This is a genomic window from Bacillus sp. IT-79MI2 (assembly GCF_949768135.1).
GTDB lineage: Bacteria > Bacillota > Bacilli > Bacillales > Bacillaceae_G > Bacillus_A > Bacillus_A pseudomycoides.
Map to the genome: position 1 here is coordinate 1 of NZ_CATKPV010000061.1, position 15,186 is coordinate 15,186.

Sequence of the window (15,186 nt, forward strand, 5' to 3'; positions counted from 1 at the left end):
TTTGATGTTGCATAACTTTTTTTAAAAATGTCCTTTACAAAGGGTACAGATTATTGGAGGATGCCCTTTTTCTCTTGTAATCGAAGCTTTCGTTAAAATTAACTTCTATAAGGCGAGATTAATTCTCAACCTTTGCCCATTTGAAGTTAAGTGGTCCTGCAAAATCAACTTCAACTATTCCTTTTACATAAGAACGTTCTAAGTATGTTGTTCCATTTTGATAGAGAGGAGAGATAACAGCATCTTTAAATAAGATTTTTTCTGCCTGTTTTAAAGCTTCCCAGCGTGCTTTTTCATCACCAGCTAAGTCAGTTTTTACTTTTTGGATCAAATCATCAAATTCTTTATTAGAATAGTGATCTAAGTTGTATGAGTTATCAGTTGTAAATAATTCTAAGAATGTAATTGGGTCAGCAAAATCGGGGCTCCAGCCATCAACAGCAATATCATAATTTCCTTGTAGCAATAATGTGACTTGTTGTTTACGTGGTTGAGGCTTCAAGTTAATTGTTAAGCCTTCTAGATTTTTCTCTAGTTGTTCTTTTAAATATTCACCAGTTTTTTTCGGAAGGTCATTATCGCTTGTTAATAATTCAATTGAAATTTTATCAGAACCTAATTCTTGTTTTGCTTGCTTCCAGAATTTTTGAGCATCTTTTGTATTTTCTTTCGTTAAATTGCCATTCTCCTCACGAAAATCTTTTCCATTTGGAATCACGTAAATGGAATGTATATTTTGTTTTATCGGGACTCACTTCATGAGACTTTGCAACACCAGGCACAGGTTTGTTTCCTTCACCAAGGTTATATAGACCTTCAAATACGTTTCTCATTACTTGGCCAGAGTCAGTATCTGTAGCGCGTGCAGTATCCATTGTGCGGATTTCTGTACCAGCAGCTAAGTTCAATACTTGTTTATCAGGTGCTTTATCTTTTGCTTTTGCTCCGCTTACATCGTCTTTATAGCTACCGCATCCTGTTAATAAAATACTTGCTCCTAAAACAGATGCGACAGCAGGTACAAATTTCTTTTTCATGTGAAATTCCTCCCTAAATTGTTTGGGTATTAAAAAAATAGTTAATGAACAACTTTGAGGGAAAGAAAAAATCCCTCTTTTCTTATCGAGAAAGAGGGATTTTTGTTTACAAGGCATGTACCTGTATATAAACGAAGTCCCTCATTCTATCTTTCAAGCATAATGCTTGCAGGAAGTGGCACAGTATTCAAAGTGAACCTGTTGCCGAGGTTTCAAAGGGCCAGTCCCTCCACCTCTCTTGATACAATGAGTAAACATAGTAATTTATATTAATTTTTTTGTTTCTTTGATTATTCAAAATCTTACACCTTGATAAAAGAACTGTCAATCAAACGCAATATAGTTGTAACATTCAGTTTTTTTGTTGACGTAGAAAGAACACTGTGCAATTACACAGTGTTCTTTCTTTTTAAAAATCAAAATTATCAGGGTCTGGACCAACGCGGTGATCTTCATTTAATGCTTGAATTGCTTTCATGTCTTCAGCACTTAAGTTAAAATCAAAGATGTTTGCATTTTCAATAATACGGTGTTCTTTAATTGACTTAGGAATAGTTACAACTTCGTTTTGCAGATCCCAGCGCAAAATGATTTGTGCTGTGGATTTGTTATATTTTGTAGCAATTTCCTGTAATGCTGGGTGTTCAAGTAGTTGACCTTGCATTAATGGTGACCAAGCTTCAAGTTGAATGCTATGTTCTTTACAAAAAGTATGAAGTTCTTCTTGTGTTAAGCGTGGATGGTACTCAACTTGGTTAATCATAGGCTTAATTTCGGCAATTTCTAATACATCTTGTAGATGATGGATATGGAAATTACTCACACCAATCGCACGAACGCGTCCATCTTTATAGAGTTGCTCTAATGCTTTCCATGTTTCAGTATATTTTCCTTTTACAGGCCAATGCACTAAGTATAAATCTAAGTATTTCAATCCTAATTTTTGTAATGTTGTTTCGAACGCTTGTAATGTTGACTCATAACCTTGATCGCTATTCCATACTTTTGATGTGATAAATAATTCTTCACGAGGAACTCCGCATTCACGAATTGCTTCTCCAACACCTTCTTCATTTTTGTATACTGCAGCTGTATCGATGCTACGGTATCCGTTTTTAATGGCTGCTTTTACAGAATCTATTACTTCTGTACCATCTTCAACTTTAAAAACACCTAAGCCAAACCAAGGCATTTTTACACCGTTATGTAATGTTGTGCAATCTTGTAAGCATGTTAATGTCATCTTAATTCCCCCTAGCTTTTTTATTTGTTGCTTCAATTGCTTGATAAATAACCTTCGAAAAATTATTCTCATATAGAACTTTTAAACCTTCGGCAGTTGAACCACCTGGTGTTGTCACTTGTTCTCGAAGTATAGCGGGATTTTGTTCTTGCTCGAGCATAGCAGCAGAGCCAGCAATCATTTGAATGACAAGATGTTTTGCTGTTGCTTCATCGATTCCATAGCTTTTCGTTGCTTCAATTAAGCCTTCAGCAAAGTGATAAAGAAAGGCAGGTGCACTTCCAGTTACAGCGGTAAGCTGATGAACTTCTTCTTCTGTGCAAAACTGCGCTGTGCCAATTCCCTTTAAGAGTAGTTGTAAAGTTTCTTGCTGCTCTTCATTTACAAAATGCCCCATTGTATATAGAGAAATAGACTTTCCAATTGTTGCAGCTGTATTTGGCATAATCCAGGCAACGGGTGTACCTTGGGGAAGTTTTTCTTCTAAATAAGATGGACCAATTCCGGCAGCAACTGTCACGATAAATTGATGAGTTAGAAAAGGCGATAACTCCGCCAATAATTGTTCATGTGCAGCTGGTGGCATTGCTAAAACAATGGTATCCACATTTTTAATGTATTGCTTCCAATCATTTGTAATTGAGATGTCATATTTTTTCTCTAGTTGCTCAAGCTTCTCTATGTTACTTCGATTGGATACAATAATTTCTTCTATATGTTCGTTACTTGTTTTGAGAAGTCCGGCAAAGATTGCTTCTGCCATACGGCCAGCACCAATAAATAAAATTCTATGTTTCTTGGGCATATATCCTTTATTCCTTTCTGCCTAGAATATGGTATAAAAAACGATAACATCTTTAAGAGATCTTTGTAAAAAGAAAAGACTTATACAAATATGTTATAGAGGTTAATATACGCCATATTAACTTTTATAGTAGTATAGTTATTGATGAGTTTGGTAAGAATGGCATTAAAGTTTAAAGAATAGATAGTGTAGAGGGAAATAGGATTAGTGAATAGAAAACCCCCTGAAGCATACATGCTTCAGGGGGTGTGTGATTACGATTTTGTCATACCAAGTAAAACAGCACCACCGATAATTAATATACTACCTAGTGCAATAAATACCATTTGACGTTTCGTTTTCTTTTCACCTAAAAAGACGATCGCACCAAATGTTGAGATAACGATTCCAGTTTGGGATAGTGGGAAACTTGTTGCCACTCCAACCTTTGGTAAAGAAAGAAGTAAGAATAAGTTACCTGTTCCCCAAAGTAGACCAGATAAAGCATTACGAATTGCATATTTGTTAAATGGTTTATGTTTAGATGTCAGTACAACAGCACCAACGAACATACCGACTGCTTGTGGTAAAATAGCAGACCAACCATCGATATTGTACCAACGAATAATAATTACATATACAAGGTAGCCGAAAGTAGAAACAATTAAAGTGAAAAGCCCTTTCTTCAATTGTCCTGGAGGCTGAGTATTTTCTTTATCATCTAGTGAAGTGAAGACAACACCGACTACAATTAAAAGGATTGCAATCGTTCCCATAATAATCGTCGTAGTAGTAGTCCACTCATGGAAAGCGATAACGCCAAAGATAGAAGTCGTAACAAGTTGCATCCCAGTTGAAATTGTTACAGTTGTTGAAACACCTAGTTTTTCAACAGTTTTTAATTGGTTTGCCTGTCCTAAAGCCCAGAATAAACCTGAAATAAAACCGACGATTAAGATTGTCATAGTTAAAGCCGGTTGAGTAAATACATACATAATTGTTGCGAAGAATAAAGCACCGATTGTCATACCTAACGTTTGACTATATGCACCGCCGCCCATTTTTACGCTTACTAATAAGACATTTCCCCATGCAATTGCAGGAAGAAGCGCTAATAAAATGTCCATTACAAGACTCCCTTCACTTTTCTATATCAATATAATTTCGTTTTAACGATCGGTAATTTCCCACTTAGAAAGTGGAAGATTACCGATCATTAAAACATGATGAAGAATTTACGATATAAATGCGGTTTCATTTCTTCATTTTTTTCAAATACCTAAATATAATAACAGGAAAGTACCTATTTTAGAAAGTAAATTCAAACAGAATGTATATTTCTATAAAAATTAAAATTCTGTTATTTGACTCGCTATTTAAGAACAGTAAGACCTTATCTCAAAAATCAGTAAAATTTGGTCGAATTTTTATTTTATCAAAATAAAAAAAGACCTCAATTAGAGGTCTTTTTTAAGGGGGGGAAATAAAGTTACTTAGCTTTTTTAACTAATGGGAAGAGGGGGGGACAATCTAATTCCCATCTGCTTTACTTTATGACTTAATTATATGAAATACAGGTAATAGTAACTATCGAATTAGCTTACAGTAAGATTACAAATTTGTAAGGTGAAAATAAAGTATTTCATTCTACAAAATAATTTATTTTTCGGGAAATAAAAAAGCAGCTTTTTGTCGAAAGCTACTTTAAAGAAGTAATTTTTTTATTAATTAGTTGAATGCATAGTAAGAAAATGAGGGACATACCAACAGTTATGATAACTAGTGTCCAAGCAAGCTGCATGTTACTTGCATCAATTGCCATATAAATGGCTGTAGGAATCGTTTGTGTTTTTCCTGGAATGTTTCCGGCAAACATAAGAGTTGCTCCAAATTCACCAAGTGCACGTACAAAGCTTAAGATCATTCCGCTAAGTAGTGCGGGGAATGCAAGCGGCAATGTGACATGTAAGAAGACTTGGTATTCACTGGCCCCAAGATCACGGGCACCGTCTTCAATTTGCTCGTTTGCAATAGAAAAACCTGTCTTGGCCGATTGATACATAAGTGGGAATGAAACGATTGTTGAAGCGATGACAGCCGCCCATGATGTAAACATAATAGAGTGTTGAAATAATGATTCAATCCACTTACCAACTGGGCTGTTATTCCCAAAAATAATAATGAGAAAGAACCCAATAACAGTTGGCGGGAGCACCATCGGTAATAGAAAAATGGTTTCTAATAACACTTTATAGCGCCACGAGGAGCGAGCTAATACTCGTCCAATAATTGTGCCGAAAATCATAACAATAATGGTGGCGAGTGCAGCTACTCGTAAGGAAAGAAAAATAGGCGGCCAAAGTGTATCAAATGCCATGGTAGTTAAGATAGAATTGTAAATCCATATTTTTTAAAGATAGATTGTGCCTCTTTTGACTGTAAATATTCATAGAATGAAGTCGCCTCTTTCTTATGCTTGGATTCTTTTATAACCCCTGCTGGATAGTGGATAGGTTCATGAGAATTAGTTGGTGCTGCATTTGCAATTTTTACTTTGTCTGAAATGAGAGCATCTGTTTTGTATACAATTCCAGCATCTACATTTCCTGTTTCTACATATGTTAACACTTGGCGGACGTCTTTTGTAAATACAATTTTATTTTGGAGGTCATTCCATAGATTTTCATGCGTAAGTGAAGCCTTTGCATATTTTCCGGCTGGTACAGATTCAGGTGTACCAATTGCTAGTTTCTTCACTTTTTCTTCTTTTAACTCTTGAAATGTTTTAATGGGACTTTCCTTTGGAATGACTAAAACAAGTTCATTTCCAAGAAGATTTTTCCCCTCTTTTTCATTAATAAATCCTTTTTTTACAAGTGTTTGAAATTTATCTTCTGCTGCAGAGAAGAATATATCAGCAGGAGCCCCTTGTTCAATTTGCTGCTGAAGTGCACCAGAACCACCAAAGTTAAAGGAAAGCTTTATGTTTGGTTCTTTCTGTTTATATTGTTTTTCAATTTCTTTGAAAGCATCTTGTAAACTTGCAGCTGCAGATATCGTAAGTTCAACTGTCTTTTCTTCTTTAGCAGTCGTTTTTTCTTTTTTTTCTCCACTTGTGCAAGCCGAGCTAAATATAAGAAGGAAAGAAAGCATGAATACCCCAATGTACCGTAATGTAAATCTGTTCATAAATATAATCCCCTTTCTTTTCACTATATTAATTATAACTAATTATATTTAATTATAAATAGATATAACTAAATATAGTGTGAAATAAATCACTTTTTGAAAAAATAGGAGAAATTTTCTTTCTTTGTTACAATGAAAAGAGAAAGTGAGGAATCGTCTATGGATCATCATTCCTACACAACGGAAGAAGTAGCAAATCGATTAAAAGTCTCAAAGTTAACAGTGTATGATTTAATTAAAAAGGGTGAACTACCTTCCTACAGAGTTGGTAGACAAATGCGTATCGATGCAGTGGACTTAGAACAATATATTCAGCAAATGAAAACAGGGAAAGTACAAACTGCGTCTATGAAACTAGAGGAGAAGAATAGAGAATCTTCCTGTGTAATTAGTGGACAAGAGTTAACATTAGATATGCTAGCGAAACATCTTGAAAGATTTTTAACAGGCTCTAGTATGCTCCGGGCTTATCAGGGGAGTTTAATGAGTTTAATTAAAATGTCTCAAGGAGAAGGAAGTATCGTTAGTTTACATTTGTTTGATGGAGATACAGGAGAATATAACATTCCATATGTAAAACGAATTTTAGTTGGACAGCCATGTATTGTGATGAACTTATTAGCGAGAAATGTTGGGTTTTATGTCCAAGAAGGAAATCCAAAAGGAATACAAAAGTGGGCTGACTTGAGTCGTTCATCGATTCAATTTGTGAATCGTGAAAAAGGATCGGGAATTCGTGTACTAGTAGATGAACAGGTGAGAATTCAAAATGTAGATAAAGCAAATATTCGAGGATATAATTGGGAAGAGTCTAATCATCTTGGTGTTGCCTCTCAAATTGCTAATAGGAAAGCTGATGTCGGCATAGGAACAGAAAAGGTAGCACAAATTGTGAATGTAGATTTTATTCCACTTATGAAAGAACAATATGACTTAGTAATCTTAAAAAATAAAGAAAATGAACAACTTATTGAAGCAGTAAAAGAAATACTGCAATCGACAGAATTTCAAAATGAGCTACGAGCAATTGGTGGGTACGATATAAGTAAAACAGGTCAAATTATATATGAAACAAATTGAAAAAGCTGCTTGTCTATGGACGAGCAGCTTTTTCTCTATATAAAGGGGTTAGGGGAAACAAGTTTATAGGACAAGACCTTGAGCAAGTGCGTAAATAAATGCTGTAAGAAGAGCTGCACCGCTTGCAAGTCCGATAAAGTCTAATTTGTTAAAAGTAATGTTGTTCATAGTTATCTCTCCTTATTTGTTTAATGTAGTAGCAACTGCTTTTGCATCGACAAGAGCGGATAACACCATACTCATTGTATTTACAAATTTATTTGTTTTCATTTTGTTCATCATGCGTATCCGCCCCTTTCCGAATTGTTGTTGCCCTTGTTTCTGTCTTAATTATATGAAATACGGCCAGGAGTAACTATCGAATTAGCTTACAGCAAGATTACACCTTTGTAAGAATTAATTTTTGAAAATTGTCACTTAATTTTATTACCAACTACTAAAACTTAGTGTTATAATTGTTGTAAGGATATAATAAAACTTTGGATATTGAGAAAGGAACGAAACGAATGTATAAGCTAATTACATTTTTGTTGAAATATATATTTAAAACGCTTGGAAAAGTGGAGGTTCAAGGAAAAGAAAAATTACCGGAAGGTGGGCCGTATGTTATTGCTTGTACGCATACGAGTTTTATGGATGTTTTAATGCTGGCAGCTGGGATGTACCCAACGGAAATCCATTATATGGCCAAAAAGGAACTGTTTGAAAGTAAATTTACAAATTGGTTCTTTAAGAATGTAAATGCTTTTCCGGTAGATCGCGCAAATCCAGGGCCAAGTACATTGAAAATTCCATCCCGTTTATTAAAAGATGGGAAAGTAGTAGGGATTTTTCCAAGTGGAACGAGATCGACAGAGGATGTTTCTTTAAAAGCAGGAGCTGTTACGATTGCAATGCGTTCTAATGTTCCTTTAGTACCGGCAGCTTATGTTGGGCCATCAAGTGTAAAAGAATTAATTAAGGGAAAAAGAGCAAAATTAATTTTTGGTAATCCGATTCAAGTTGAAGCGGGAGAGACAGTGGATCGAAAAACAGCTATGAAAATGATGACGGATCAATTAAATACAATGTTTGAAGAATTAACAGAGACATTACAACAAAATAAAAAATAGGAAAAGACGACCGGGCATAGACGGTCGTCTTTTCTATTACTGTTTATATAAAGGGGAAGGGGACACAAATTTATAGAAGCGTAGCAGCATAAATGAAAGCTGTAAGAAGAGCTGAGCCGCTAGCTAATCCGATAAAATCTAATTTGTTAAAAGTAATATTGTTCATCATACTCTCTCCTTACTTATTTAATGAATGAGCAACTGATTTTGCATCGACAAGAGCGGATAACACCATGCTCATTGTATTTACGAGTTTATTTATTTCTATATTGTTCATCATGCGTATCCGCTCCTTTTCGAATGGTTGTTGTTACTTTCTGACCTAATTGTACGAAATATGGAGAGAAGTCACTATCGAATTAGCTTACAGGAGGATTACACTTTTGTAAGGAAACTGAACATCTATGTAAGGATATAAAAATTTGATAAGGGATTATGAAATTCGTCCGTTAAAGAAAGAGGTGAGCGCATGACAAATATTAGAGATATTGCAAAGCTAGCAGGTGTGTCCGTTATGTGTCATTACATAGCGGATTTTTTTGACTGGAAACGCGTTTCATACTTTATAACTGAATTATACCGGTTATGTAGTAATCTATGGATTCTTTTCAAGTGTTACGACAGTGAATAGAATTTGGAGGAGTATTAATGAATGAACTATTATTGAATGTGAAAAAGTATGTAGAGCCTGATGAACAAATCTTGTCTCTTGTGATAGGGGTATATGAGAAGGATAACTTTTTCTTCTCATATCAACAGGGGATATTTGTTGCTACTAATAGGCGGATACGTTATTAGCAGCTTTATTTGCTGGAGTGTTTGTCGGTATTGGATTAGGCTGTATGTTCCGAGCGGGAGGTACGTCTGGAGGATCAGCAATTTTAGCTCAGTTAGCGAATCAATATTTAGGATGGAGCGTTGGAAAAGGTGTTCTTATTATTGATATTGTTGTAATTGTAGGGTCGGTATTCATTATTGGGCAAGAAAAAGCAATGTATACGCTCGTTGCAGTATTTATTGGAGCAAAAGTAATCGACTTCATTGTAGAAGGAATTAATACGAAAACAGCAGTTACGATTATATCTAGTCAACCAGATTTAATTCGTGAAACGATTACGAAACATATGACACGGGGTGTTACTGTTTTAGAAGGCCGCGGTGGTTATACTGGAAAAAATAAAGAAGTACTATATGTCGTAATTAATAAGCAAGAGCTTGTAAAATTAAAACAAGTAATCAGTAATGTAGATGAAGATGCATTTGTTGTTATTCACGATGTACGAGATGTACTTGGCGGTGGTTTTAAAGCAAGCTAAAAAGATGAACGAGGGGATTCGTTCATCTTTTTTTATTTTATAATTTTGGGAAGGATCTTCATTAGTTTTTCTTTTATTCGTTTTGCAAAGGATGGATTTTTACCAGAAGTTGATATGCTTATAACATATTCGTCATTTCGAATGATTGCAGGTGTATGAAAGGATGACTCTGTGCCATCACTTACGATATTAACCCATTGAAAATCATGTGCAGCTTGTTTGACCATCATATTTACATCATGATGATTTGTAGCAGCATAGATGAGATGAGCATCTTTAATATCTTCTTCTGTAAACATTTTTTCCTTCCATGTAATATAGGTGAGATTCTCCATTTCTTCACAAATATACGGGCTCACAATCGTGACACGAGCTCCTGTATTCTTTAAACCAGCTGCCTTTCGATATGCAATTTTTCCACCACCGATGATCACAACCGTTTTGCCCTGGAGATTACACATAATTGGATAAATGTTATACATGTACATATTCCTCCATTCGCTCTAATAAAGCAGATTTCATGTAGGAATCAAATTGAAGACAATTACAAGTTGTAACGTTAGCATATTTTTTTGTATGCCGATTTATTTTCTGAAGTAATAACCCAGTGAAGAGAAGATAAGGCATGACATATACATGCCTTGCGTGTGATGACTTTTCATTGAGTTCATCAGTAAAAGAAGGTGTTCCTTTTGTTAAAAAGGAGCAGGAAACCGGCAAGCAGAGTCTTTGCTGGGCAGCTGCCCCAATTTGTCTTAATTCATGTATAGGCTGAGAATCACTGCTACCACGGCCAACAAGTAAGATTTCACTATTTGGCATTGGCATAGCTTCACGTATTCGTTTTATGACAAGTTCGATCATAAGCGGATGTGTACTAAAAGGTGGTATAACTGAAAATGTAATGTGTGGATAGTGCTTTTTTATTTTCTCAATTTCAAAAGGAACATCACGTTTATAATGGGCCGCTGCAAATAATAAAACAGGGACAATTAAAATCTCAGTTGCACCTTCAGTGATTGCTTCTACAATCGCATCTTGAACAGTCGGTGTTGTTAGTTCGAGAAATCCAATTTTTTGGATATTTTCACTTCGCTCGTTTATAACAGACTGAACAAAGTGAATGAACTGTTTATTGCCTTCTTGTAATCTGCTACCGTGTCCAATATAAACGATGCCTTTCATTGTGTAATCACCCTTTTCTCATTGATGATAGTTTGTAATTGATAATCAATGTGATGAAGTCCAACTTTATTGGCATATTGTAAAGTTGGTTCATCGATATAGGAGAATGGTAAATTCAGAATATCTGTGAAACCAAGGCGGTTTACTTCTGTGATAAACGTATCGATTGCAGCACGTCCTTCAAATACAATGCTATCCCATGCGAATTCAGTCAGTGTACGTGAATGAACTTCATCAAAACGATGATCAATTTTATATTCGTGTGTCATGATATAAGAGCCAGCACCTATTTTTTCCTGAATGATGGCAATGCGGTTAATATTTCGACCTAAATAAACGGTTGTTTCGTTGGAAAGTGTTGCAGGTAAGCTTAAAAGCCCATACTGCATAAGTGCCTTCTGTGTAGCGGCATTCATATACTGCAATGTTGCTTTTAAGGAGCGAATATCTTTTTGATGCTGCGCACAGGATTGGAATAAGAGTGCTACACTTTCAGCTGAGCAGAAAACAAGGCGATTAGCTTCAAATACTTCAGAGAGTTGTTCAGCTGTTAGCATATATTCTTGCTTTTTGAAAGTTGGTATTTGATGTATTTCTGCGCCAGCTGCTTGTAACTTTTGCGCTAGTATACTTGTTTTGTTTGTTGCAGAGGCAAATAAAACTTTTTTTCCATGTAGTGGCTTGTGTTCTTTCCAAGCAATTTGTTTTCGTAAGGACACCACTTCACCAACAATTGTCATCGATGGATTTGAAATTTGTTCTTTTTTTACATCATCCACGATTGTGGAGAGTGTACCTGTAACAACTCGTTGTTTTCCAGTTGTACCCCATTCAATAACTGCTACTGGTGTATCTTTTTTTCTTCCTGTTTGTAATAAATTTTCGCAAATTACCGGCAAGTTTTTAACGCCCATGTAAAAAGCAATTGTATCGCTGTTTAAGAGGGCGCTGTAATTTACTTGGTCGCTAATTGCGCCTTTTGTATGACCGGTTAACAAAGTTACACTATTACTGTAATTACGATGGGTAAGAGGGATGCCGGCATACGCACTAGCGGCAATACTAGATGTAATCCCTGGAACAATCTCGTATAAAATGTTTTCTGTTGCTAAAGCGGCTGCTTCTTCACCAACGCGGCCGAAAATAGATGGATCTCCGCCTTTTAAGCGGACGACTGTTTTACCTTCTTTTGCAAACTGAACTAAATGAGCGTTAATCATTTCTTGTCGCATAATATGATTCGTTGGCATTTTCCCGCAGTAAACGAGTTCACATGTTGGCTTCGTATAGCGAAGTAAATTTTGATTCAATAAGCGATCATATAAAACAACATCAGCTTTCTTTAAGCAATCTATTGCTTTTTTTGTAATCAGTCCTTCATCACCAGGCCCAGCGCCAACTAAATATACGTATCCGTTCATCCCTACACCTCATCTATTTTTACTTGAAAGGAAACCCCAAAAGGGGCTTCCTTGTACAAGCTACATGTATATATAAATATCACCATCAATAACTTCTACTTCATATGTTTGAATACAACCATCATCAGGCTTTTGAACTTCACCTGTTATTAATGAAATTTTCCAGTCATGCAATGGACAGAAGACGAATTCTCCAGAAACAATCCCTTCAGCTAAAGGTCCATTTTTATGAGGACACCGATTTTCTACAGCGTGAATATCACCATTTGAAAGACGAAATAAGGCGATGGATATATCCTTAATTCGCACTTCCTTACCGATTTGCACAGGAAGGTCTTCTGCATGCATTATTTTTATTTTTTCTTTTGTTTGCAACATGTAGATCACTCCTTATTTTACAGTTTCTACTTCATACATGGCTTTTAATGATTTAGTTTCTAGCGCTTGTCCCCAAGCTTCTTCATATGTGTTACGGGCTTTCTGGAAACGTTCATTTAGCGTAGTGACCATGTTTTCATCTTGCAGCATTTCTTTTATATGATCTAATCCCATTCGTTCTACCCAAGGGGCTGTTCGTTCACCGTAAATACCGGTTTCGCGGTAATATTGTACATAAGCTGTAGCGATGCGAAGTACATCTTCTTCTGTAGGGACAATCATTACAAGATCAGCTTCACGAACTTCTGTACCACCGTTACCACCAATATAAAGTTGGAATCCATTTTCAACACAAACGACACCGAAGTCTTTCGTTAATGCTTCCGCACAGTTACGTGGGCAACCGGTTACACCCATTTTCATTTTGTGCGGTGTATCTACCATTTCTAACGATTGTTCAAGTAACATACCAAGGCCTAATGAATCTTTTGTACCGAAGCGGCAGAAACGAGAGCCGACGCATGATTTTACATTGCGAAGGGATTTCGAATAGGCATAACCAGAAGTCATATCGAGGTCAGCCCAAACCTTTGGTAAATCCTCTTTCTTAACACCATATAAGCCGATTCGACTTGCACCTGTTATTTTAACGAGCGGCACATCGTATTTTTTCGCAACTTCAGCAATTTTCATTAAATCATCTGCAGTAGTAACACCGCCGTACATGCGAGGAATAACGGAAAATGTGCCATCATGCTGAATATTACCGTTCATTCTTTCATTAACGAAGCGGGATGATTTATCATCTGCATATTCTTCTGGACGTGCCATACGTAAATAGTAATTTAATGCAGGGCGGCATTTGGAGCAGCCGTCTTCATGTGCGAAACCAAGGACGTTTCGTACTTCTTTTGGCGATTTTAAACCTTTCTCATGAATTGCTGTGACAACTTCGTCACGGGATAAAGTTGTACATCCGCACATACCTACATTTTGAGCAGATGCATCAAAGCTATCACCAAGTGTATGGGATAAAATTTGTTCGACAATAGGACGACATTTTCCGCATGAACCAGCAGCTTTTGTACATCCTTTTACTTCTTCAAAAGTTGTTAAATCTTGTTCTAAAATGGCATGAACAATTGCTCCTTTTGTAACACCATTACATCCACAAACAGTGTCGTCAGCACTCATACTGGCAACGTCAAGGCCACTTTCTTCACCAGCTCTATGAAGAAGAGAAGCTGGTGTGTATTCTTGTATATCTTCTTCCTTTTTTAACATACTAAAGAGACGTGTACCGTCAGCCGTATCTCCATATAAAACAACGCCAACGACTTTATTGTCACGAATTAATACTTTTTTATAGGAACGCGTACATTCATTAAAGATTGAGATTGCTTTTGTTCCATCATCTTCATAAATTTGTCCAGCAGAGAATAAATCGCATCCTGCCACTTTAAGTTGTGTACCGACGATGCTACCTGCATATCCATCTGTTTGTGAATTCGTTATATGCTTTGCCAGTACGGTCCCTTGTTCATATAATGGAGCAACAAGACCATAGGCAATACCGTCATGCTCTGCACATTCACCAACCGCATAGACTGATTCATCATCTGTTTGCATATAGTCATTTGTAACTATGCCACGGTTTACAATTAAACCAGCATCTTTTGCTAAATATGTATTTGGACGTATCCCAACAGCCATTACAATTAAATCGCATGGTACAACATCCCCATCTTCAAATTGGATACCTTCAACACGGTCAGTACCAAGAATTTTCACTGTTTTCTTTTCCATAAGAAACTTCATACCTTGTGATTCTAAGTCTTCACGCAGTAATGAAGCGGCTTTGGCATCGAGTTGTTGCTCCATTAAGTAAGGGATTAAATGAACAACGTGAACATCCATTCCTAAGTCAATAAGCCCCCGTGCGGCTTCTAAACCGAGTAATCCCCCGCCAATGACGACAGCCTTTTTATATTGCTTAGCAACATCCAGCATAAATTGTGTATCTTCAATTGTACGAAAGCCTGTTACACCTGGAAGTTGTGAGCCTTCAACAGGTAAGATAAAAGCGCTGGACCCTGTTGCGATAATGAGCTTGTCATATATGACAATACGGTTCTTTTCTGTAACGATGACTTGTTCTTCCCGATCAATATTTATTACCTTTTCATTTGTATAAAGCGTAATATCATTTTCCTCGTACCAACTGTATTCATTCATAATGATATTCTGGATATTTGTTTTTCCTTGTAAGACGTGAGATAGCATAATGCGGTTATAGTTTGGATGAGGTTCATCACCAAAAATAGTAATATCATAAAGTGCTGGATCTAGTTTTAAAATTTCTTCAATGCAGCGTATACCAGCCATACCATTCCCGATCATAACTAAACGCTTTTTCATATTCATTTCCCCTCTTAAATGTG

Annotated in this window: 15 protein-coding genes, 3 pseudogenes and 1 riboswitch; of the genes and pseudogenes, 5 read left to right on the top strand and 13 right to left on the bottom strand. The window is 36.2% G+C overall.

From position 1 onward, the window contains the following. Positions 1 to 118 precede the first annotated feature (118 nt). From ACM6HU_RS13365 to modA, 6 genes and pseudogenes are all read right to left on the bottom strand, one after another. Positions 119 to 1,037: pseudogene (locus tag ACM6HU_RS13365) on the bottom strand (ABC transporter substrate-binding protein). Positions 1,038 to 1,180: 143 nt separating this feature from the next. Next, positions 1,181 to 1,285: riboswitch (SAM riboswitch) on the bottom strand. A 161-nt stretch (positions 1,286 to 1,446) separates the two neighbouring features. After that, complete coding sequence (locus ACM6HU_RS13370) at positions 1,447 to 2,280, bottom strand: aldo/keto reductase (protein ID WP_016116981.1); 834 nt, start codon at positions 2,278 to 2,280, stop codon at positions 1,447 to 1,449. 1 nt (position 2,281) lies between these two features. After that, positions 2,282 to 3,085 (bottom strand): pyrroline-5-carboxylate reductase, encoded by an 804-nt coding sequence (gene proC, locus ACM6HU_RS13375; RefSeq protein ID WP_016132206.1) that lies wholly within the window; start codon positions 3,083 to 3,085, stop codon positions 2,282 to 2,284. 254 nt (positions 3,086 to 3,339) lie between these two features. Then, entirely contained in the window at positions 3,340 to 4,191 is an 852-nt protein-coding gene (locus ACM6HU_RS13380; protein WP_016116983.1) for a GRP family sugar transporter, read from the bottom strand. Positions 4,192 to 4,763: 572 nt separating this feature from the next. After that, complete coding sequence (gene modB / locus ACM6HU_RS13385) at positions 4,764 to 5,441, bottom strand: molybdate ABC transporter permease subunit (protein ID WP_016116984.1); 678 nt, start codon at positions 5,439 to 5,441, stop codon at positions 4,764 to 4,766. A 5-nt stretch (positions 5,442 to 5,446) separates the two neighbouring features. After that, positions 5,447 to 6,253, bottom strand: coding sequence for a molybdate ABC transporter substrate-binding protein (modA, locus tag ACM6HU_RS13390; protein ID WP_077295472.1), 807 nt, complete (start codon positions 6,251 to 6,253; stop codon positions 5,447 to 5,449). A 132-nt stretch (positions 6,254 to 6,385) separates the two neighbouring features. Here modA and ACM6HU_RS13395 point away from each other — a divergent pair, with 132 nt between their 5' ends. After that, positions 6,386 to 7,333, top strand: coding sequence for a substrate-binding domain-containing protein (locus ACM6HU_RS13395; RefSeq protein WP_033671675.1), 948 nt, complete (start codon positions 6,386 to 6,388; stop codon positions 7,331 to 7,333). A gap of 63 nt (positions 7,334 to 7,396) precedes the next feature. On the opposite strand, the gene ACM6HU_RS13400 is transcribed toward ACM6HU_RS13395, so the two are convergent. Next, positions 7,397 to 7,501: a DUF3948 family protein gene (locus ACM6HU_RS13400; protein ID WP_016116987.1), complete on the bottom strand. Its 105-nt coding sequence runs from the start codon at positions 7,499 to 7,501 to the stop codon at positions 7,397 to 7,399. A 338-nt stretch (positions 7,502 to 7,839) separates the two neighbouring features. On the opposite strand from ACM6HU_RS13400, the gene ACM6HU_RS13405 reads away from it, so the two are divergent. Beyond that, the gene (locus ACM6HU_RS13405) at positions 7,840 to 8,445 is read left to right on the top strand and encodes a lysophospholipid acyltransferase family protein (RefSeq protein WP_033671679.1); all 606 of its coding nucleotides are present in this window, start codon (positions 7,840 to 7,842) and stop codon (positions 8,443 to 8,445) included. A gap of 70 nt (positions 8,446 to 8,515) precedes the next feature. On the opposite strand, the gene ACM6HU_RS13410 is transcribed toward ACM6HU_RS13405, so the two are convergent. After that, positions 8,516 to 8,611, bottom strand: coding sequence for a DUF3948 family protein (locus tag ACM6HU_RS13410; protein ID WP_018767156.1), 96 nt, complete (start codon positions 8,609 to 8,611; stop codon positions 8,516 to 8,518). A 303-nt stretch (positions 8,612 to 8,914) separates the two neighbouring features. Between ACM6HU_RS13410 and ACM6HU_RS13415 the strand changes: the two genes are divergently transcribed. The 3 genes and pseudogenes from ACM6HU_RS13415 to ACM6HU_RS13425 form a co-directional block, all read left to right on the top strand. After that, complete coding sequence (locus ACM6HU_RS13415) at positions 8,915 to 9,076, top strand: hypothetical protein (RefSeq protein ID WP_016116992.1); 162 nt, start codon at positions 8,915 to 8,917, stop codon at positions 9,074 to 9,076. A gap of 17 nt (positions 9,077 to 9,093) precedes the next feature. Then, positions 9,094 to 9,240, top strand: a pseudogene (locus ACM6HU_RS13420) (translation initiation factor, aIF-2BI); the annotation flags it as partial. Further along, a pseudogene (locus ACM6HU_RS13425) lies at positions 9,228 to 9,761 on the top strand (YitT family protein); the annotation flags it as partial. The pseudogenes ACM6HU_RS13420 and ACM6HU_RS13425, both read left to right, overlap by 13 nt. Before the next feature lie 32 nt (positions 9,762 to 9,793). Here ACM6HU_RS13425 and ACM6HU_RS13430 read toward each other — a convergent pair. The 5 genes from ACM6HU_RS13430 to nirB are packed head-to-tail and all read right to left on the bottom strand — an operon-like array spanning position 9,794 to position 15,163. Beyond that, positions 9,794 to 10,243 (bottom strand): precorrin-2 dehydrogenase, encoded by a 450-nt coding sequence (locus ACM6HU_RS13430; RefSeq protein WP_016116995.1) that lies wholly within the window; start codon positions 10,241 to 10,243, stop codon positions 9,794 to 9,796. After that, the gene (locus ACM6HU_RS13435) at positions 10,236 to 10,946 is read right to left on the bottom strand and encodes a sirohydrochlorin chelatase (protein ID WP_016116996.1); all 711 of its coding nucleotides are present in this window, start codon (positions 10,944 to 10,946) and stop codon (positions 10,236 to 10,238) included. The genes ACM6HU_RS13430 and ACM6HU_RS13435 overlap by 8 nt, the downstream gene beginning before the upstream one ends. Next, positions 10,943 to 12,367, bottom strand: coding sequence for a uroporphyrin-III C-methyltransferase (locus ACM6HU_RS13440; RefSeq protein WP_016116997.1), 1,425 nt, complete (start codon positions 12,365 to 12,367; stop codon positions 10,943 to 10,945). The genes ACM6HU_RS13435 and ACM6HU_RS13440 overlap by 4 nt, the downstream gene beginning before the upstream one ends. A gap of 60 nt (positions 12,368 to 12,427) precedes the next feature. Continuing rightward, positions 12,428 to 12,745, bottom strand: coding sequence for a nitrite reductase small subunit NirD (gene nirD / locus ACM6HU_RS13445; protein ID WP_016116998.1), 318 nt, complete (start codon positions 12,743 to 12,745; stop codon positions 12,428 to 12,430). Between the two features lie 12 nt (positions 12,746 to 12,757). Beyond that, entirely contained in the window at positions 12,758 to 15,163 is a 2,406-nt protein-coding gene (nirB, locus tag ACM6HU_RS13450) for a nitrite reductase large subunit NirB (RefSeq protein WP_414848224.1), read from the bottom strand. Positions 15,164 to 15,186: the final 23 nt, after the last annotated feature.